Annotated in this window: 14 protein-coding genes; 7 read left to right on the top strand and 7 right to left on the bottom strand. The window is 73.9% G+C overall.

The window, feature by feature from the left end; translation table 11 throughout:
* Positions 1-64: 64 nt before the first annotated feature.
* Positions 65-1,081 carry a TIGR03617 family F420-dependent LLM class oxidoreductase gene (locus R3E88_16915; GenBank protein ID MEZ4218171.1) on the top strand — a complete coding sequence of 339 codons (1,017 nt, stop codon included), beginning with the start codon at positions 65-67 and terminating at the stop codon, positions 1,079-1,081.
* Here R3E88_16915 and R3E88_16910 read toward each other — a convergent pair.
* Positions 1,068-3,830: a hypothetical protein gene (locus R3E88_16910; GenBank protein MEZ4218170.1), complete on the bottom strand. Its 2,763-nt coding sequence runs from the start codon at positions 3,828-3,830 to the stop codon at positions 1,068-1,070. The genes R3E88_16915 and R3E88_16910 overlap by 14 nt on opposite strands.
* Before the next feature lie 203 nt (positions 3,831-4,033).
* On the opposite strand from R3E88_16910, the gene R3E88_16905 reads away from it, so the two are divergent.
* Together R3E88_16905 and R3E88_16900 are read left to right on the top strand one after the other, a co-directional pair.
* On the top strand, positions 4,034-5,032 hold the full coding sequence (locus tag R3E88_16905) for an LLM class flavin-dependent oxidoreductase (GenBank protein MEZ4218169.1): 999 nt from the start codon (positions 4,034-4,036) through the stop codon (positions 5,030-5,032).
* A complete protein-coding gene (locus R3E88_16900) occupies positions 5,029-5,826 on the top strand; it encodes an SDR family oxidoreductase (protein ID MEZ4218168.1) in 798 nt (265 codons plus the stop codon). The genes R3E88_16905 and R3E88_16900 overlap by 4 nt, the downstream gene beginning before the upstream one ends.
* A 43-nt stretch (positions 5,827-5,869) precedes the next feature.
* Here the strand turns inward: R3E88_16900 and R3E88_16895 are convergent, their stop codons facing one another.
* From R3E88_16895 to R3E88_16885, 3 genes are read right to left on the bottom strand one after another with little or no spacing between them, the layout of a single operon-like run.
* A complete protein-coding gene (locus R3E88_16895; protein MEZ4218167.1) occupies positions 5,870-7,174 on the bottom strand; it encodes an acyl-CoA dehydrogenase family protein in 1,305 nt (434 codons plus the stop codon).
* 38 nt (positions 7,175-7,212) lie between these two features.
* Positions 7,213-8,298: an NAD-dependent epimerase/dehydratase family protein gene (locus R3E88_16890; protein ID MEZ4218166.1), complete on the bottom strand. Its 1,086-nt coding sequence runs from the start codon at positions 8,296-8,298 to the stop codon at positions 7,213-7,215.
* Positions 8,295-8,774 carry a nuclear transport factor 2 family protein gene (locus R3E88_16885; GenBank protein ID MEZ4218165.1) on the bottom strand — a complete coding sequence of 160 codons (480 nt, stop codon included), beginning with the start codon at positions 8,772-8,774 and terminating at the stop codon, positions 8,295-8,297. Before R3E88_16885 ends, R3E88_16890 begins: the two co-directional genes overlap by 4 nt.
* 200 nt (positions 8,775-8,974) lie before the next feature.
* Between R3E88_16885 and R3E88_16880 the strand changes: the two genes are divergently transcribed.
* From R3E88_16880 to R3E88_16870, 3 genes are read left to right on the top strand one after another with little or no spacing between them, the layout of a single operon-like run.
* The gene (locus tag R3E88_16880) at positions 8,975-10,552 is read left to right on the top strand and encodes a class I adenylate-forming enzyme family protein (GenBank protein ID MEZ4218164.1); all 1,578 of its coding nucleotides are present in this window, start codon (positions 8,975-8,977) and stop codon (positions 10,550-10,552) included.
* Between the two features lie 51 nt (positions 10,553-10,603).
* The gene (locus tag R3E88_16875) at positions 10,604-12,853 is read left to right on the top strand and encodes an acylase (protein ID MEZ4218163.1); all 2,250 of its coding nucleotides are present in this window, start codon (positions 10,604-10,606) and stop codon (positions 12,851-12,853) included.
* Positions 12,850-14,100, top strand: coding sequence for a CoA transferase (locus R3E88_16870; GenBank protein MEZ4218162.1), 1,251 nt, complete (start codon positions 12,850-12,852; stop codon positions 14,098-14,100). Before R3E88_16875 ends, R3E88_16870 begins: the two co-directional genes overlap by 4 nt.
* Before the next feature lie 59 nt (positions 14,101-14,159).
* Here R3E88_16870 and R3E88_16865 read toward each other — a convergent pair whose 3' ends face one another.
* Positions 14,160-15,680: a wax ester/triacylglycerol synthase family O-acyltransferase gene (locus tag R3E88_16865; GenBank protein MEZ4218161.1), complete on the bottom strand. Its 1,521-nt coding sequence runs from the start codon at positions 15,678-15,680 to the stop codon at positions 14,160-14,162.
* A gap of 306 nt (positions 15,681-15,986) precedes the next feature.
* Positions 15,987-18,251, bottom strand: a complete 2,265-nt coding sequence (locus R3E88_16860; GenBank protein ID MEZ4218160.1) for a DUF3604 domain-containing protein — start codon at positions 18,249-18,251, stop codon at positions 15,987-15,989.
* A gap of 207 nt (positions 18,252-18,458) precedes the next feature.
* Between R3E88_16860 and R3E88_16855 the strand changes: the two genes are divergently transcribed.
* Entirely contained in the window at positions 18,459-19,331 is an 873-nt protein-coding gene (locus R3E88_16855) for an SMP-30/gluconolactonase/LRE family protein (GenBank protein ID MEZ4218159.1), read from the top strand.
* Positions 19,332-19,355: 24 nt separating this feature from the next.
* On the opposite strand, the gene msrA is transcribed toward R3E88_16855, so the two are convergent.
* Positions 19,356-20,030 (bottom strand): peptide-methionine (S)-S-oxide reductase MsrA, encoded by a 675-nt coding sequence (gene msrA / locus R3E88_16850; GenBank protein ID MEZ4218158.1) that lies wholly within the window; start codon positions 20,028-20,030, stop codon positions 19,356-19,358.
* Between the last annotated feature and the right edge of the window lie 194 nt (positions 20,031-20,224).

Genomic DNA, 20,224 nt, shown 5'->3' with positions numbered 1-20,224 from the left:
GGATCCGCGCGCGGTAGACTGCGCGCCCACTCCGAGCACGGCGCGCGCGCGCGAGCGAGGTCGCATGAAGGTCGAGGCCGCGATGATGGCGGACGACTTCCGGGAGCTCCCGGCGGTCGCACGAAGAATGGAGCAGCAGGGAATCGACTGCGCGATCTCGTTCGAGGGCCCGCACGACCCGTTCTTCCCCGTCCTGCGCGCGGCGGAGCGCACCGAGCACCTGCAGTTCGCGACCGGCGTCGCGATCGCGTTCGCCCGCAACCCGATGCTGTGCGCGCAGATCGCGTACGACCTCCAGGTCTACACGCGAGGGCGCTTCATCCTCGGGCTCGGCTCGCAGATCCGGCCCCACATCGAGAAGCGCTTCAGCATGCCGTGGTCGAAGCCGGCGGCGCGCATGCGCGAGTTCGTGCAGGCGATCCGCGCCATCTGGCACACGTGGGAGACGAACGACCGGCTCGATTTCCGCGGCGAGTTCTACACGCACACGCTGATGACGCCCGTCTTCAACCCCGGCCCCAATCCCGAAGGCCCGCCGCGCATCTTCACGGCCGGCGTCGGCCCGCGCATGATCGAGGTGGCGGGCGAGGTGGCCGACGGCCTCTACGTGCACCCGCTCAACACGCCCTCCTTCCTCGCCGAGGTCGTGCACCCCGCGCTCGCGCGCGGCTTCGCGAAGAGCGACCGCAAGCGCACGGACTTCGAGGTCTCGTGCCAGACGATCGTGATGCTCGGCGCGAACGACGAGCAGCTCGAGCGCGCGCGCGGCAAGGCCAAGGGACAGATCTCGTTCTACGGCTCGACGCCCGCCTACAACGTCGTGCTCGAGCACAACGGCTGGGGCGACGTCCACCAGGAGCTGAACCGCCTCTCGAAGCAGGGCAAGTGGTTCGAGATGATGGCGCTCGTGACGGACGACATGATCGACGCGATCGGCGTGTGCGGGACGCCGGCCGAGGTCGGCGCGAAGCTGCGCGAGCGCAACGGCCCCTACGCCGACCGCACGATGCTCACGATGTACGACGAGACGGGCGACCCGGACGCGGTCGCCGACCTCGTGCGCGCGATCAAGGCGGGCTGACGACGCCCGGCGCCGCCGCGCGCAGGCGCGCGCGCTCGCGCTCGACGACGAGCGCCTCCTCCGCGCGCGCGGGCGAGGCGATGCGCTGCGCCATCGCGAGCAGCACGTCCGCCGCGCGCGCGCGCGCGACGTCCGGCGCGCCCGCCGCCGCGGCGCGCGCCTCGCGCGCGCCCGCGCGGAACGTCTGCTCGAAGAGCGCGCGGCGCAGGAGCTCCGAGCCCGGACGCGGCGCGCAGCGCGCGTCGCCGGCCGCGCAGCCCGTCGCCTCCGCCCAGAGGCCGCGCAGCGCCGCGAGGTCGCCCGACGGCGCGACCACGCCGAGCAGCCGCAACGCGAGCCCCAGCGCGTGCCACGGCGCGCCCGGCTCGCGCGCCTCCCCGCGCCAGCGCGCGAGCGTGCGCAGGTTGCGGTCGAGCGTCCACTCGTGCATCGCGCGCGGCGCGCTGAACTCGAGCAGCGGCCGGTCGAGCGTGCTGCGCGGCCCGTCCCCCGCCCACGCGACGAGCTGCGCGCGATCCGCCGCGCGCAGCGCGGCGAAGGCGTCGAGGCTCTCGACGTACATCCGCTCGAGCGAGCGCGCGACGCGCGCGAACTCGCCCGGCGCGATCTCCGGCTCGTTCCACGGCACGTTGCGCCCGACCAGCACGCCGTCCTCGGAGCCGTTCCAGTACAGCCGCGCGTAGGGGAAGACGTCCGTGAAGCTGCGGACGATCATCGCGAAGTCGCCCTCGCCCATGTTCGCGAGCGGGAGCCAATGCGCGAAGACGCCGCGCTCGGACAGCCGCGCGGACGCGCGCGCGAAGTAGTCGGCGGAGTAGAGCGTCGCGCCGCCGCGCACGAACGGGTGGATCGGGTCCGACGTGACGACGTCGTAGCGGTGCGACTCGGCGTGCAGGAAGTTGAAGCCGTCGTCGAACACGACCCGCAGCTCGGGCCGGTCGAGCACCGAGCCGTTGTGCTCCGCGAACAGGCGCGCGCCGTCGGGCACGCGCCGCTCGAGCTCGACCACGTCGAGCCGCTCGAGCCCGTGCTGCGCGAGCGCGCCGAGCGTCATTCCCGTGCCCATGCCGACGACGAGGCCGCTCCTCGGCGCGCCCGCGAGCAGCGCGGGCAGGTGGCCGAGCAGGAGCTGGTTGGCGAGGTCGCCCGGCGCCGAGCTCGCGACCGGCTTGCCGTCGATGCGCATCACCGAGCCGATGGGGAGGCGGTGCACGAGCACGGTCGAGCTCGCTCCCTCCGCGAAGTACTCGACCTCGCGCGCGATCTCCGCCCGCGCGTCGCCGCGCAGGTAGCCGGCGCTGACGCCGAGGTACACGGGCGGCCACGCCGGCGCGAGCAGCGCCACCGCGGCGAGCGCGGCGAGCGCGGCGCGCGAGCCCGCGCGCACGCGGTCATCGAGCCCCGGCGACGCGAGCCCGACGTAGACGACCATCGACGCCGCGGCGAGCGCGACGAGCGCGAGGTACGTGCGCGAGGTGCCGAGCGCGGGGATGGCGAGCACCGTCGTCGCCACCGCGCCCGAGACCGCGCCGAGCGTGTTCGCGGCGTAGAGCGCGCCGACGCGCGCGCCGCGCCCGCCCCGCGCCATGAAGAGCCGACCGAGCAGCGGGAACGCGGCGCCCATCACGAGCGTCACCGGCAGCAGCAGCACCGCGCACAGCACCGCGGCCTCGAGCTGCGTCGCGAGGAAGCCGCCGCCGAACGCCGCGCCGAGCTGCTGCGTCCACGGCGCGAGCCCGAAGTCGACGAGCAGGAGCGCCACGAGTGCGAGCTGCAGCCGCGCGAGGTCGGCCGCGACCGGCGCGCGCTCGGGCCGGCGCGCCGCGAGCAGCCCGCCGACGCCGATGCCCGCGACGAAGGTCGCGATCACGAGCGTGAACGTGTACGTCGTGCTCGAGAGCGTGATGCGCAGCAGGCGCAGGAAGACGATCTCGAGCCCGAACGCGACGAAGCCCGACGCGAACGCGAGCGCGTGGAGCAGGAAGGCGGGCGCGGGCCGCGCGGACGCGGAGGCGGGCGCGACGGCGCCGGGCGGCGCGGGCGCCGCGCGAGCGGCGGCGGGCGGCTCGAGCTCCGGCGCGCGCACGCCGGCGGCCGCGGTCGATGCCGCGGTGCGCGCCGCGAGCCACCCGACCGCGGCGGCGACCGCGAAGTTCCCGCACGCGGCGAGCGCGTTCGACGCGGCGAGCCCGAGCGACGGCACGAGCGCGAAGCCCGTCGCGACCGCGCCGACGGCCGCGCCGACGGTGTTGAGCCCGTAGAGCCGCGCGAGCGTCGCGCCGGCCGGGAGCGACGCCACCTCGGACCAGCGCAGCACGAGCGGCACGGTGCCGCCGAGCAGCACGGTCGGAACGAGCAGGAGCGCGACCGCGCTCGCGACGCGCAGCGACGGCGCGAGGCCGAGCGCGCGATCGGCGACGTGCGGGAAGGCGAGCGCTGCGGCGCCGATCGCGATCTCGACGGCGACGTAGGTGACGAGCGGCCGCCGCAGCCGCAGCGAGAGCGCGCCGAACGCCGCGGCGCCGATCGCCTGCCCGCCCATGTAGGCGGCGAGCACGACGCATGCGGCGGTCGCGCTGCTGCCGAGCACCGACGCGAGCCAGCGCCCCCACAGCACCTCGTACGCGAGACCGCACGCGCCCGACACGAGGAACGCCGCCTGGATCGCGCGCCACGCCGCGGCCGGCGAGGCGGGCGCCGCGGCGAGCGCAACGTCGGGAACGTCGGGGGCAGCGGGGGCCTGCGACACGCGGAGCTCCGGGCGAGGGGTCGCGCAGCGTGGCACCGCGCGCGCTCCCCGGTCAACGCCGCGCACGCGTCGGGCGCGCGCGCGCGAGGCGCGATCGCCGCCGACTGCCGGTGGTATGCTGCCGCGCCGCGTTCGCGCTGCCGGTGCGCACGGCGACGCGCAGCGACGACCGCACTGCCCCGCTCCACCCGAGGCCCGCTCCGATGCCCGCGCCCGCGATGATCCGCTTCGACTTCCGCGTGCCCGCGTTCGCGACGACGCCGCGCAAGGCGATCTACGACGCGAGCCTCGAGATGGCGCGCTTCGCCGACGAGCGCGGCTTCCAGGCCGTCATCCTCTCCGAGCACCACTGCGTCGACGACGGCTATCTGCCGTCGCCGCTCGTCATGGCCGCGGCCGTCGCCGCGCGCACGCAGCGCATCGCGATCACCGTGTCGGCGCTGCTCGCGCCGCTGCACGACCCGGTGCGCCTCGCCGAGGACGTCGCCGTGCTCGACATCCTGAGCGGCGGGCGCTTCTCGTTCACGGCCGGCCTCGGCTACCGGCCGGTCGAGTACCACGCGACGAGTCGCGAGTTCGCGCGGCGCGGCCGGATCCTCGACGAGCTGCTCGAGACGCTGCTCGCGGCCTGGACGGGCGAGCCGTTCACCTACCGCGGCGAGACGATCCGCGTCACGCCGAAGCCGATCTCGAAGCCGCACCCGTTCGTGATCGTCGGCGGCTCGACGCCCGCCGCCGCGAAGCGCGCCGCGCGCTTCGGCCTGCCGTTCGGCCCGCCCATCCACGACGAGGCGCTGAACGCGGTCTACCGCGAGGAGTGCGCGCGCCTCGGCGTCGCGCGCCCCGTCCTGATCGACCCGGTCGAGCCGTGGATGCTCTTCGTCGCGAAGGACCCGGACGCCGCGTGGGCGGCGATCGGCGAGCACTGGCTGCACGACGCGCGGACCTACGCGAGCTGGCAGCGCCCCGAGCAGCGGTCCTACCAGCACAGCGGCGCGACGACGGTGGCCGACCTCCGCGCCGAGGGGAAGTACCGCGTGTGGACGCCCGAGCAGTGCATCGCGTACGCGCGCGAGCCGGGCGCCGCGTTCCGCCACTTCCCGCTCGGCGGCGGCATCCCGCCCGAGCTCGGATGGCAGAGCCTCGAGCTCTTCGCGAACGAGGTGATGCCGGCCATCGCCGCGCAGGAGGGACGCGCGTGAGCTGCTTCCGACCGGACGTGCTCGCGGGACGCGTCGCGCTCGTGACGGGCGGCGGCACGGGCATCGGCTTCGAGATCGCGCGCTGCCTCGGCGAGCACGGCGCGAAGGTCGCGATCGCGAGCCGCCGCCGCGAGGTGATCGACGCCGCGGCGCGCGCGCTCGAGAGCGAGGGCATCGCGTGCCTCGGGCTCACCTGCGACGTGCGCGAGCCCGCGCAGGTCGAGGCCGTCGTCGCCGGCGTGCTCGAGCGCTGGGGTCGCCTCGACGTCGTCGTCAACAACGCGGCCGGCAACTTCCCGGCGCCGATGAGCGGCATCTCGTACAACGGCTTCAAGGCGGTCGTCGGGATCGACCTGCTCGGCACCTACAACGTCTCGAAGGCGGCCTATCACGCGTGGCTCGCCGCGCACGGCGGCTGCATCGTGAACATCTCGGCGCCGTTCGACCACCAGGGCGTCGCGCTCCAGGCGCACGTCGCCGCCGCGAAGATGGGCGTCGACGCGCTGACCCGGACGCAGGCCGTCGAGTGGGGCCCGAAGGGCATCCGCGCCAACGCCGTGGCCCCGGGGCCGATCGCGGACACCGAGGGCATGGCGCGCGTCTCGGCCGCGCTCGGCGGCGAGGCGCGGGGCGCGCGCCCGCCGACGCCGGTCGGCCGCCTCGGCACGGGCCGCGACGTCGCGAACGCGGTGCTCTGGCTCGCGAGCGACGCGGCGAGCTTCGTGAGCGGCCAGGTCTTCAGCGTGTGCGGGGCGTCGTCGGTCGACGGCCTCAAGACCGCGCTGCCCGACTAGCGAGCGCCCTCGCCCGCCTGGGCGCGCGCGCGGCGCGCGCCGCTCACAGGTTCTCGACGTGCAGGTCGACGAGGTGGCGGAACTTCGCCACCGCGGCCTCGCGCTTCGCCGGGAGCCACTCGCTCGGCCAGCCCTCGACCGGCTCGACGCCGCGCAGGAAGTGCTTGGCGATCGTCACCTTGTGCACCTCGTCGGCGCCGTCCGCGATGCGCAGCGCGCGCGCCATGCGGTACATGCGCTCGAGCGGCAGGTCGGTCGTGTAGCCGAGCGAGCCGTGGATCTGGATGGAGCGGTCGATCACCTCGAGCGCCACCTTCGCGCCGTAGTACTTGATCATCGCGATCTCGGCGCGCGAGTTCGCGGCGCCGGTGCGGTCGATCGTCCAGGCCGCCTTGAGCGTGAGCAGGCGCTGCGTCTCGATGCCGATCGCGGAGAGCGCGATCGCGTCCTGCACCATCTGGTGGTCGCGCAGCAGCCGCCCGTGCGACTCCCGCGACGCCGCGCGCTCGATCATCATGTCGAAGGCGCGCTCGGTCTGGCCGAGCAGGCGCATCGCGTGGTGGATGCGACCGCCGCCGAGCCGCGTCTGCGCGAGCTGGAAGCCCTGCCCCGGCTGCCCGATCAGGTGGTCGAGCGGGATGCGCGCGCCCTCGTAGTACACCTCGCAGTGGCTGCCGCCGCGCCCCTTCTTCGGATGGCGGTCGGGGTGCGACATCGTCCCCGGGCTGCGCACGATGCGCATGCCCGGCGTGTCCTTCGGCACGACGAACATGCTCGCGCGCCGGTGCGGCGGCGCGTCGGGGTCGGTCACCGCCATCAGGATGGTGAAGTCCGCGATGTCCGCGTTCGACGCGAACCACTTGTGCCCGTCGATCACCCAGGCGTCGCCGTCGCGCACCGCGCGCGTGCGGATGCCCGTCGGGTCCGAGCCCGCGACGTGCGCCTCCGTCATCGAGAACGAGCTGCGCAGCTTCCCGTCGAGGAGCGGCCACAGCCAGCGATCCTTCTGGGCCTCGGTCGCGCCGTGCGCGAGGAGCTCGGCATTGCCGGAGTCGGGCGCCTGGTTGCCGAAGACCTCGGGGCCGTGCAGCGTGCGCCCGAGGACCTCGTGCATCAGCGCGAGCTTCACCTGGCCGAGCCCCTGCCCGCCGAGCTCCTTGTCGAGGTGCGCGGCCCAGAGCCCGCGGCGCTTCACCTCCTCCTTGAGCGGCGCGGTCAGCACGTCGAGCTGCGCCTGATCGAGCTCGTCCGAGATCACGTCGATCGGCTCGATCTCGTCGCGCACGAACGCGCGCATCCACGCGAGCGTCTCCTCGAACTCGGGGTCGGTCTCGAAGTCCCAGGCCATCTTCGTCCTCGCAGGCGGATGCGCGCCGGGCGCGCGGGTCAGCGCTCGACGAGCGCCAGGATCTCGTCCTCGAACGAGAAGTCGAACTCGCGCGTGCGGTCGAGCCCTTCGCGCACGAACCACTCCCAGGTGTGCTCGACCGCGCTCGCGAACGTGTACTCGGGGCGCCAGCCCGTGTCCTGCTTCAGGCGCTCCACGCTGAAGAGCACGCTGCGGTTCCAGTGGTGGAGGTTCGGCGCGAGGCGCTGCACGAGGCCCTGCAGCTTGAAGAGCTGCTGGCTGCGCGCATCGAAGCTCGCCCGCACCGTGCTCGTCGTCCCGCTCCCGCGGCCGCCGACCGCGACCTCCCCCGACCACAGCCGGTCCATCAGCGCCGGCGGGACGAAGACCTTCTCGACGTTCGAAGCGCCCCGGCCGGTGACCTCGGCGATGGTGTCGACGTAGCCCTCGTCGCTGTAGTAGTCGTCGCCCGTCAGGTTGTAGCGGCGCCCGAACGTCCTCGGGTTCTGCATCATCATCCGCATCGCGCGCGCCTGGTCGTCGACGTGGCCGACCATCCCGAGCGTCGTCCCGTCGCCCGGGATCAGCACCTTCCGTCCCTGCAGCATGCGCGCGAACATGCGCTGCTCGCGGTCGGGGATGATGTTGTTCGGCCCGAAGACCATCGAGAACGCGACGATCGAGCACGGGAAGGCGCGCTCGCGCCACTCGCGCAGCAGGATCTCCTCGCACAGGATCTTGTTGGCGCCGTAGCCGTTCTGGCGCGGCCCGCGGTCGAGCGGGTGGCCCTCCGTGATCGGCAGCAGGTTCGTCGGCGCGTAGATGACGGTCGAGCTCGCGAACAGGTAGTGCCCGGTGCGCCCGCGGAAGAGCTCGACCATGAGCTCGACGTCCGCCGGCGTGTAGGCGCTGATGTCGAAGACGGCGTCGAACTCGCGGCCCCCGAGCGCCGCGCGCACGGCGGCCGCGTCCGTGCGGTCGCAGGCGACGCGCGCGACGCCGCGCGGGAGCGCGGCGTCGGTCTTCCCGCGGTTGCAGATCGTGACGTCGTGGCCCGTCTTCGCGAGCTCGCGCACGAGCGCGAGCCCGTTGAAGCTCGTGCCGCCCATCACGAGGACCTTCATCGCGACGCGGCACCCTTCTGCTTCTTCGCGGCGAGCTCGTCGCGGCGGTCGATGTAGCCCTTCACCATCTTGCCGAAGTGCGCGGGGTTGTAGACGTCCTCCTCGTACGAGAAGCGGCCGTTGCCCGCGTACTTGAGGATCGTGACGTTGTACTCCTGGTGGACGCTGCCGTCGCCCGGGTCCATGAAGCGGTTCCACACCTTGCAGACGATCCAGCCGCGCTCCTCGTCGATCACGTACCAGTCGATCGGGAAGAACTTCATCTCGTCGTTCGGCGCGGTCGACATCGTCTTCTGGATCCAGTTGTAGATCGCCTCGCGTCCGCCGAACGTGCCGAAGAGGTGCTCGACGTAGGTCGCATCCTCGGTGAAGAGATCGGCCCAGCAGCGCCAGTCGCCGGACGTGCCGGCCTTGAGCGCCATCGCTTGATAGTTGTCGAACGCTTCCTCGAGCTCCTGGCGACTCCAGCGACCCATCGACGTGTCCTCCCGGGCCCGCGCACCGCGGGAGCGGCGGCGGGGCGCGCAGTCTATCCCCGCGCGCGAGCGCGGAACAAGCGCGCGGAGCGAGCGCGCAGGACGACCGCGCGGGCTGGCCGCGCGCCGCGCGGCGCGGTATCCCGTCGGCCGTGCGCGCGCGATCCGCGCGCGCCGCCGCGCCACGCCGGAGCTCGCTCGTGAAGACGCTCGCCCAGACCGTTCGCGACCACGCCGCCGCCCGTCCCGAGGCGGTCGCCTTCCACGGCGACGGCTGCGCGATGTCGTGGCGCGAGTACGACGCGCGCTCGACGCGGCTCGCCGGCGCGCTCGCTTCGCTCGGGCTCGCCCGCGGCGAGCGCGTCGCGGTCGTGCTGCCCGACGGGCCGGGCGTGCACGCGGCGTACCTCGCCGTCGAGAAGGCCGGACTCGTGACGATGGGCATCGGCCCGCGCGCGGGCCGCGCCGAGCTCCTCCACCTGCTGCGCCGCAGCGGCGCGCGCGCGCTCGTGAGCCGCGCGCGCTATCGCGACCTCGACATGGCCGACTTCGCGGCCGGCGCGCGCGACGCGGCGCTCCCGCTCGCGCATCACGTCGTCGCGGAGGGCGAGCTCGAGACCGATGCGCCGCTGCGCGTCGACGGCGCGGAGCGCGCCGGCGCCGCGGCACCGCCCGCGGACGCGGCGCGTCGCGTCGACGAGGTCTTCCTGCTCAACTCGACCTCCGGCACCACCGGCATGCCGAAGTGCGTGGCGCACGACCAGGCGCGCTGGATCCACTTCCACGCGCTCGCCGCCGCCGCCGCCGACATGACCGAGGACGACGTCTTCATGAGCGTCATTCCCGCGCCCTTCGGCTTCGGCCTGTGGACGGCGCACTTCACGCCGGCGCTGCTCGGCGCGCCCTGCGTCGTGATGCCGCGCTTCACGGCCGAAGCGGCGATCGCCGCGATCGAGCGTCACCGCGTCAGCGTGCTCGCCGCCGTCAGCACGCAGTTCGTGATGATGCTCGGGAGCGACGCGCTCGAGCGGCACGACCTGCGCTCGCTGCGCGCGCTCTTCACGGGCGGCGAGGCCGTGCCGTACGAGCGCGCGAGCCAGTTCGAGGACCGCACGGGCGCGCGCGTGCTCCAGTTCTACGGCTCGAACGAGACGGGGGCGCTCTCGAACACGACGCTGCGCGACCCGCGCGAGAAGCGCCTGCGCACGGCCGGCCGCCCGATCCCCTCGATGCACGTGCGGCTCGTCGACGACGAGGGTCGCGACACGACCGCGACCGGCGAGGGCCAGCCGGCGTGCCGGGGCCCGCTGCTGTCGCGCGGCTACTGGAACGACGACGAGGCGAACGCCGCGCTCTACACGCCGGACGGCTGGATGCGCACGGGCGACGTCGCGCGCCTCGACGCCGACGGCTACCTCGCGATCGTCGGCCGCTCGGGCGACTTCATCATCCGCGGCGGGAAGAACGTGAGCGCGCCCGCCGTCGAGCAGCTCGTGGCGACGCATCCGGCCGTGCAGCTCGCGGCCGCAGTGGCGATGCCCGACCCCGTCTTCGGCGAGAAGGTCTGCGTCTACGTCGAGCTCGCGCCGGGCGCCTCGCTCGCGCTGCCCGAGCTGGTCGCCCACCTGCGCGCGCGCGACGTCTCGAGCGAGAGCCTCCCCGAGCGCCTGATCGTCCTCGACGAAATCCCGCGCTCCTCGGGCGGGAAGGTCGCGAAGGGCGCGCTGCGCGACGACGTGCGCGCGCGGCTCGCCGCCGAGGGCATCGGCGGACGTTAGGCGACCGCGGCCGGGCGGCGGCCCGCGCGCGCTCGGCTATCGTGGCGCGCCATGCCGCCGCCCCCCGACGCCCCTGCGCGCCCCTGCGCGCCCGTCCCGCCCGCGCGCGGCGCCGGTGCGTGGGTCGCGCTCGCGCTCGGCTGCGCGATCGCGGGCGGCGCGTGGCTGCTCGCTCCCGAGCGCGCCCACTTCGACCCCGCCCCGCTCCTCGCGGCCGCCGAGCGCTACGACGTCCGCATCCTGCGCGACGACTACGGCGTTCCGCACGTGTACGGGCGGACCGACGCCGACGTCGCCTACGGGCTCGCCTACGCGCACAGCGAGGACGACTTCGCGACGATCCAGGAGGTGCTGCTCACCGCGCGCGGCCGGCTCGCGAGCGTGAAGGGCGCGTCCGCCGCGCCGCTCGACTACGTCGTGCGCTGGATGGGCGGCCGCGCCGCGGTCGACGCGCGCTACGAGGCGGATCTCTCGCCCGCCGCGCGCGCGATCGCCGAGGCCTACGCCGACGGCGTGAACCACTACGCGGCCCTGCACCCGCGCGAGGTGTGGCCGGGCGTCGTGCCGGCGACGGGGCGCGACGTCGCGGCCGGCTTCGCCGCGCGCATGCCGCTCTTCTACGGGCTGCAGTCGACGATCGCGGAGATCTTCGGGGACGCGCGGCGGCGCGAGACCGCGGCCGACCCGTTCGCGCCGCCCGGTCCCGAAGCGCCGGTCGAGGCCGCGCTCCGCCTCGTCACCGGCGGCGGGCTCCTCGGCTCGAACGCGGTCGCCGTCGGCCCGCGCCGCTCGGCGGACGGCGCGACGCGCCTGCTCGTGAACTCGCACCAGCCCTACGTCGGGCAGGTGTCGTGGTACGAGGTGCACCTGCACAGCGAAGAAGGCTGGGACATGGCGGGCGGCGTCTTCCCGGGCTCGCCCGTCGTGCTGCACGGCCACAACCGGCGGCTCGGCTGGGCGAGCACCGTGAACCGCCCCGACCTCGCCGACGTGTACGTGCTCGCGCTCGACGAGGACGGCTCGCACTACCGCCTCGACGGCGAGTGGCGTCCGCTCGAGCGCGAGGAGACGGTGCTCGACGTGAAGCTGCTCGGACGGCTGCACTGGCCCGTGCGCCGCGAGATCGTGCGCAGCGTGCACGGGCCCGTGAGCATCACGTCGCACGGCGCCTACGCGCTCCGCTTCGTCGGCATGGGCGAGGTGCGCCAGCTCGAGCAGTACTACCGCATGAACCGCGCGGGCTCGTACGACGAGTGGCGCGACGCGATGCGCATGGGCGCGATCCCGAGCCTGAACTTCGTCTACGCCGACGCGGAGGGTCGCATCGCCTATCTCTACAACGCGCAGTCGCCCGTGCGCGCGCCGGGCTGGGACTGGCAGGCCTACCTGCCGGGCGACCGCAGCGACCTCGTCTGGACGGAGACCCGCGGCATCGACGAGGCACCGCAGGTCGTCGACCCGCGCTCGGGGTTCGTCGTGAGCGCGAACCACACGCCCTTCCGCTCGAGCGGCCTCGGCGACGACCCGCGCCCCGAGGACTTCGCCCCCGAATCGGGCTTCGAGACGCGCATGACCAACCGCGCGCTGCGCGCGCTCGAGCTCTACGGCCAGGATCGCTGGATCACGCGCGACGAGTTCCGCGAGTACAAGTACGACAAGCGCTACTCCGAGGACGCCCGCGTGCGCGACGTCGTCGCCGAGGTGCTCGCCGCCGACTACGGCGACGACGCGGTGCTGCGCGACGCGCAGGAGCGACTCGCGAGCTGGGGCTTCTCGGTCGAGCTCGACGACCGCGCCGCCGCGCTCGGCGTCCTGACCGCGCTCCCGACGCTGGTCGCGGAGATGAAGGGCGAGGCCGACGTCCCGCGCGCCGTCGACACGTTCCCGCGCGTCGTCGAGCGGCTGCGCGATCGCTACGGGCGCGTCGACCCCACGTGGGGCGAGGTCAACCGGTTCCGGCGCGGCACGCTCGACCTGCCCGCGAACGGCGGCCCCGACGTGCTGCGCGCGCTCGAGGACTTCTCGCCCGACGACGACGGCGTGCTCGTCCCGAACACCGGCGACTCGTTCATCATGTTCGTCGAGTGGGATCGCGACGGCGAGGTCTCGAGCGAGTCGGTCCACCAGTACGGCAGCGCGACGCTCGACGCCTCGTCGCCGCACTACGACGACCAGGTCGAGCTCTTCCTCGCAGAGGGAACGAAGCCCGTCTACCTGGACGAATCCGCGCTGCGCGCGCACCTCGAGCGCGAGTACCGGCCCGGCGAGGAGCTCGCGGGACGCACGGGAGGAACGCGGTGAAGATCGGAGAGATCGCGGGCGGGGAGCGCGGCGACGGCTCGAAGCCGCTCGACGGTGTGCGCATCCTCGCGATCGAGCAGATGCAGGCGCTTCCCTTCGCGACGCAGCTGCTCGCGCACCTCGGCGCCGACGTCGTGAAGGTCGAGCACCCGGTGACGGGCGACTCGGGGCGCGGCTCGCTGCCCGCCGTGCGCGACGTCGACGGCCGCGACGTCGGCGCGACCTACCTGCGCAACTCGCTCTCGAAGCGCAGCATCGCCATCGACCTCAAGCACCCCGACGGCGTCGCGCTCGTCAAGCGCCTCGCCGCGCACTACGACGTCGTCGGCGAGAACTTCAAGCCGGGAACCATGCAGCGCCTCGGCCTCGGCTACGCCGACCTCGCCGCCGTGAACGCGCGGCTCGTCTACGTGTCCGTCTCGGGCTTCGGCAACCTGCTGCCGTCGCCCTACGCGAGCTGGCCGGCCTACGCGTCGATCGCCGAGGCGATGGCGGGCTTCTACGAGATCCACCGGCGCGAGGGCGAGTACCCGCGGCTCGGCCCGGCGGGCGCGCTCGGCGACATCGGCTCCGCGCTCTTCGCGACGATCGGGATGCTCGCCGCGCTGCGCCACCGCGACGCGACCGGGCGCGGCCAGCACGTCGACGTCGCGATGTTCGACGCAATGGTCGCGATGGCGGACATCGTGCCGTTCTTCCACTCGATGGGCGTGTTCGAGCGCAAGTCGCGCGTGGCGGGCATCGTGAACACGTTCCGCGCGAAGGACGGCTACTTCATCGCGCAGGCCGTGCGCCCGCACCAGCTCGAGATCTTCAGCCGCGCGGTCGGCCACGCGGAGTGGCTCGACGACCCGCGCTTCGCCGACCGCAGCGGGTGGCAGGAGCACTTCGCCGACGTCGTCCAGCCGGCCGTCGAGGCGTGGGCGAGCGACAAGACGATGCTCGAGGCGTGCACGGCGCTCACGAGCGCGGGCATCGCGGCGGGCCCGTGCTTCTCGCCGGCCCACGTCGTCGCCGACCCGCACGTGCGCAGCCACGACATGATCATCGAGGTGCCGCGGCCCGACGCGGACGCGCCGCTCCTCGTGGCGGGGAACCCGATCAAGCTGTCGGAGGTCGCGGAGGGGCCGGTCCGGCGCTGGCCGACGCTCGGCCAGCACACCGACGAGGTGCTGCGCGCCGACCTCGGGCTCGCCGACGACGCGATCGCCGCGCTGCGCGCCGCGGGTGCGATCGGGGGCGCCTAGCCTCCGCCGCTCCCGCCGCGCTCCTGCCGCGCTCCTGCCGCGCTCCTGCCGCGCGCGCGTCAGGCGAGGACGACGTGCTCGCCCGAGCCGTTGCCGAGCGCCGCGGCCTCGTCCTTCGCCTTCTTCGCCTTCTTGCGGGACGCGGGCGCGCTCGCGCCGGCCTTCGGCTTCTCGCTCAGCTCGACGCCCGCGGCCTCGGCGACGCGGCGGAACGACTTCGCGACGAGCTTCGCGAACTCCGTGCCGTCCGGAACGATGTCGGGGTCGCTGTTGAAGCCCCAGCAGACGCGGCCGTTGTAGCTCATCAGGGCGATGCCGATGCCGAGCCCAGGGAGCAGCGGCACCTGCGGATAGATCGCCTCGAGCTCCGCGCCCTGCAGGTAGAGCGGGAACTGCGGGCCCGGCACGTTCGTGACGATCGTGTTGATCGGGCCGTTGATCGCCTGCGCGCCGAGCGACAGCAGGATCGACGGCGTCCACTCCGCGACCTGCATCATCATCTCGACGCCGAGCGCCTGGTTCGTGCCCTTCAGGTCCTGCGTCGTCTCGTGGATGCGCTCGAGCTGGGCGCGCGGGTCGGCCTGGTCGATCGGCAGCGCCAGGATCCACGACGAGACGCGGTTCCCGAGGCGCCCGCGCTCCTCCTCGCTGCGCACGCTCACCGGCGCCGAGATGCGGAACTCGAGCGACGCCGGGTCGATGCCCCGCAGCGTCAGGTACTCGCGCACGGCCCCCGTCACGATCGTGAGCACGACGTCGTTGATCGTCGCGGACAGCGCGCGTCGGACGGCCTTGAGATCCTCGAGCGAGGTGTTGAGCCAGTCGAACCGGCGGTGCGGGCCGTTGACGCCGTTCATCGGCGTTTCGTCGCCCTTCGTTCCCATGCCGAGCGTCGACGCGAGGATGCCCGCGCGCGCCGCGAGCTCGCGGCGCAGGTCGTCCGTCTCGGCGGCGAAGGCGCGGAAATTGCGCACGGCCTCGAGCGGGAGCGTCGCGCGGTGCCAGAGCTCGGCGCGCAGCAGCTCGGTGTTGCTCGGCGCCGGGCGCGGCATGAAGGCGGGAGCCTGCGGAATGTCGCGGTCGGGCGTCGCGCGCATCATGATCTGCGCGACGTCGACGCCCGACGAGCCGTCGATCATGCAGTGGTGGATCTTCGTGATCACCGCGAATCGATCACCCTCGAGCCCCTCGACGATCCACGTCTCCCAGAGCGGCCGCGCGCGATCGAGCGGCATGGCCATGATGCGCGACGCGAGGCGCCGGAGCTGCTCGTCGCTGCCGGGCTTCGGGAGCGCGGCGTGGCGAACGTGGTAGTCGAGGCTGAAGTGCCGGTCGTCGACCCACACGGCGCTGCCTTCGAGCGGGATGAAGTGGAGCTTCTGGCGGTAGCGCGGGATGCGGTGGAGGTAGCCCTCGGTCGCCGCCTTGACGCGCTCGAAGTCGATGCCGCCTTCCTTCGTGCGCAGCGGCCCGGCGTCGTAGATCAGCGTCGACGCCACGTGCATGTGGTGCTTGGGCGACTCCATGATCAGGAAGCTGTTGTCCTGGGCGGTGAGGCGTTCGTAGGCGTAGCGGGCCATGGTGGCTGCCCTCTTCGGGTGGCACGAATGCGTTGGCGGCGCGGCCGCGGCCCGGTCGTCGGGAAGCGGCGCGCTGCTCTCCCGCAGGCAGTCTGCCAGCCGGGCGCGGCGCCGGGGGGCCGATCTCGCCGCGCGGCGCGAGGAGCCCGCGCGGGCGGTGAGGACGGCGACGGCGTCGGGACGGTGGAGACGGCTCCGCGCGGGAGCGGCCCGCGGGCGACCCCGCGAGCGGCGCGCACGGTAGCCGAGGGCGACTCCGAGTCAACGTCCGCTTCCCGGGAAGCTTCCGCCTAGCGAGCCAGCGACCTAGCGTGGCGCCGTGCTCGCCGCGTGGTCGACGAAGATCGGCGACGACCAGGCGCGCTCCTCGGTCTCCGCGAGGCAGTCGTCGGCGGCGTCGACGCCGACACACGGGTGGATGCGCACGCACGCTCCCGTGGCGTCGCGCTCGCAGCGGAGGCCGCCTGCGTTGACGGCCGGGCTCGGCGCCTCGATCGCGCGCGCGTAGTACACGGCGTCGCGCCCGGAGGCGCCGAAGTCCGGATCGGAGAAGTGCGCGGCGCAACCCTCGGGTGCTCCGTCGCACGGGAAGACCTGCCACGGGTCCTCGATCAGCGGCGCGATCGGCTCGCCGGGCGCGATCTGCGGGCGGATCCGAACCACCTCGATGCGCGAGATGGGACGCCGCACGTCGCTCGGGTTGTAACACTCGCCGCGGCAGAGCCGCTCGATGCGATCCTCGTCGAGCAGCTCGCCCGTGAACTCCGGGCAGCCCGGCTTCTGCTCGAACGACCCGACCGCGCGCACGCGGAAGATCGGCGCCTCGGACATCGCGACCTCGCCGCCCATCGGGAGGGCGCGCCCGCGCGCGCCCGGCGCGTTCAGGAGATCGAACCAGAGCAGGATGCGCGGCCCGCTCGTCCCGTAGACCTCGCGCCGCTCCATCGCCTGCCAGATCGAATCGCGATCGCGCCCCGCGCTGTGCGCCGCGATCAGGCCGCCGTTCAGGAAGAAGCTCGCGCCGCGCTCCGTCTCGCGCAGCGCGAAGAAGCTCATGCGCTGCTCCTTCATCAGCTTCGGCAGGTCGACCGCGATCGAGCGCGCCTCGGGCGCTCGACCGTCGCGCCCACCTAGCATCGAGTCGCGGAACGTCGCGAAACGCGACTCGGTGAAGGCCGCGCGCTCGATCTCCTTGTATCCCGTGCCCGGGCGCGCACTGTGATTGTCGCTCGACGCCATCACGCCGAACCGGAAGCGCTCGGGCCCGCGCGGGTCGAACGAGCGCAGCGCGAGCATGTACTGGAGCGAGCTCTTCGGTCGGTAGTTGAAGGCGGGCTGGAAGCAGTCGCGGCACTGGCCGGAATCGAGCCAGTCCTCGGCCTTCGTCGCGGGAACGGCGAGCCAGCCCTGCACGTCGGCGTCGACGTAGTCCTGCCGCGCCTTGGCGGCGCGCGCGTCGCACTCGCCCTCCGACTCGCCTTCGGCGGCACAACGCGAGCGCACGATCTCGCCGGCCTGCCGGCAGCTCGGCAGGTAGCCCGCCTGCGGGCCCGGGCAGCGAACGCTGCCGTCGTCGCCGCGCGAGATCTCCTCGAACGGGCGGAACTCCTCCGAGTTGCCGTGCCCCGAGAAGACCTCGATCAGCGTCTGCCGCTGCGGGTCGTGCTGGGTCGAGTTCAGCTGCTTGTCCCAGCTCGAGCCGAGCGGTGTGTACGTGCCCCAGGTCGTGCCGTGCGGGATCACGATCGAGGCGAAGCCCCAGTCGTCGAGCTTGTCGAACAGCTCGCGCGGCGTCGCGGCGTCCTCGCGGCAGTCGGCAGGCAGCTCGCGCACCGGGACGTCGCGCGGGCACGTGGGAACGGCGATCAAGTCGTTCATCAGCGTCGCGAAGTCGAGCAGGCTCGCGTCTCGGGAGACGAGCGGCAGAAGACCGAGCGCGAACGGCGACGGCGATGCGTTTTCGCTCTGCAGCTCCTTCGCCGCGGACGGCGGGCGCGCCGCGATCGGGCGCGCGGGAACGTGCGCGTCATCGAGGTCGCGGAGCACGACGTTCTTGTGGCCGTAGTGGTTCTCGGCCGTCGTGCCCATCTGCGTCCATTCCCAACCGAGATAGGCGACGGTGTCGGGGCTCGCTGCGTCGCTCGCGACGGCATTGCAGGCGCGGATCGAGTCGATCGTCTCGGCCCACGTGCGCGGCGTGTGCGACATCGCGTGGTCGTTGATGGACCAGAAGTCGAGCGCCGAGCAGAAGCGCGCGAAGTCGCACGCGTCGGCGACCGGGTGCGCGCCGTCGCCTCCCGACGCGGGGAGCGCGAGCTGGAACGCGTCGACCGAGTAGGTCGAGTGGACGTGAAGGTCGCCGAAGACGATCTGCTTCGCGTCGAACGCCCCGACGTCGGAAGCGGCCGCGCGCTGCGCGGCGGCGCGCGCGGCGACGACCGCAGCCGGCACGGCGTGCGGAGCCGGATCGCCCTCGCCCCACCGCTCGCCGAGCCAGCCCTTCCCGGCGGCGTAGACACCCGCGAGCGCTAGTGCGATGAATGCGACGAGGACGGCGGCGATGCGACCCACGCGGAACCCCTCCCGGAGCGGCGCGCGGGCTGCGCGCGGCGGCGCGAGCATCGACGATCGGCGCCCCGCGCGCAAAGCGTCTGCGCGCCGCGCTTGACCGCGGCGCGCGCCGCGCGCTCCAATCCGCGCGGCGCGCGCTCCGCACGGCGCGCCCGGGCAGCGCCCGCGGCACGTTAGTCACCGCGCGCAGAGCCGAGAGGAGACGCCATGCCCGCTTCCCCCCGCACGCTGATCGCCGGGCTCGCCTTCGCCGAGGGGCCGCGCTGGCACGAAGGCCGGCTGTGGCTGTCCGACATCGCGGCGGGCGAGGTGCTCGCCGTCGATCTCGGGGGCCGCGCGGAGGTGATCGCGCGCGTGCCGTTCCGGCCTTCGGGCCTCGGCTGGCTTCCGCCCGCCCTCGGCGGCGACCTGCTCGTCGTGTCGATGGTCGACCAGCGCCTGCTGCGGCTGCGCGAGCGCGCGCTCGAGGTCGTCGCCGACCTCTCGCCCTGGTGCGGTGGCCACGCCAACGACATGGTCGTCGACGCGCGGGGCCGCGCCTACGTCGGGAACCTCGGCTTCGACCTCGAGGCGGAGCCGATCGATCCCCGCCCGACCGGCATCGTGCGGGTCGACCCGGACGGGCGCGTGCGACGCGTCGCCGACGGGCTCATGGCGCCCAACGGAATGGTGCTCTCGCCCGACGGCGCGACGCTGATCGCGGCCGAGAGCGGCGGCTACCGCCTCGTCGCCTTCGACGTCGACGCGGAGGGCGACCTGTCGGAGCCGCGCGAGTTCGCCGCACTCCCGAAGGGCGCGACGCCCGACGGCATCTGCCTCGACGCGGAGGGGTGCGTGTGGGCCGCGAGCCCGACGACGCGCGAGTTCCTGCGCGTGCGCGAGGGGGGCGAGGTGGTCCGGCGCGTTCCGGCGGGCGGCCCCGAGCCCGCGCGCACGGCGATCGCGTGCATGCTCGGCGGCCCCGAGCGGCGCGACCTCTTCCTCGTGACCGCGGCGACGATGATCGCCGGTGCCGTGCAAGCGCGCAGCGCGCGCGTCGACGTGCTGCGCGTCGACGTGCCGGGCGCCGGGCTGCCGTGACGGCGCGCCCGCGGCGCGCCGCGCCTAACGAGCCGGCCCGCAGCCCGGGAACGGCACGCCGGTCCCGCCGAGCCCGCAGTAGCCGCCCGGGTTCTTGTGCAGGTACTGCTGGTGGTAGTCCTCGGCGAAGTAGAACGGCGGCGCGTCGACGATCTCGGTCGTGATCGCGGGCCGACCGGCGCTCGCGAGCACGCGCGCGTAGGCGTCGCGCGAGCGCTCGGCCGTGGCGCGCTGCGCGTCCGAGTACACGTAGATGCCCGAGCGGTACTGCGTTCCGACGTCGTTCCCCTGCCGCATGCCCTGCGTCGGGTCGTGCGACTCCCAGAAGACGGCGAGCAGCTCCTCGTAGCTCGTCTTCGCGCCGTCGAACACGACGCGCACGACCTCGTTGTGCCCGGTGCGGCCCGAGCACACCTCCTCGTAGAGCGGGTTCGGCGTCGCGCCGCCGGCGTAGCCGACGGCCGTCGCCACGACGCCCGGCGCCTGCCAGAAGCGGCGCTCGGCGCCCCAGAAGCAGCCGAGCCCGAACATCGCGAGCGCGAGATCGCCCTCGACGGCGGGCTCCATCGGCGTCCCGAGCACCGCGTGCCGCGCGGCGACCGGCATGCGCTCGCCGCGCCCGGGCAGCGCCTCCTCGGGAGCGGGCAGCCTCGACTTGTCGACGCGGCGACCGAGCCCGAAGGCCGACCCGATGCGCATCGCGAGGCCGCCCGGCGCATCCGGTCCCGCGCCGCCCGATCCGAACCCACCCGAGCCGAAGCCGTCCCCGCCGCCCATCGCCGTCCTCCTGCGTTCGCGCCTCGCGCCAGCCTCCGCACGTGCCTCAGCGCGTGTCTCCGCGCCAGCCTCCGCGCGTGTCTCCGCGCGATTCTCGCCCGGCCCGCCCTCTCGCG

This window comes from Myxococcota bacterium (genome assembly GCA_041389495.1).
In the GTDB taxonomy this organism is placed as follows: domain Bacteria; phylum Myxococcota_A; class UBA9160; order UBA9160; family UBA4427; genus JAWKRT01.
Note: the sequence above shows the minus strand (reverse complement) of the source record. Positions and strands in the feature narration are given on the sequence as shown.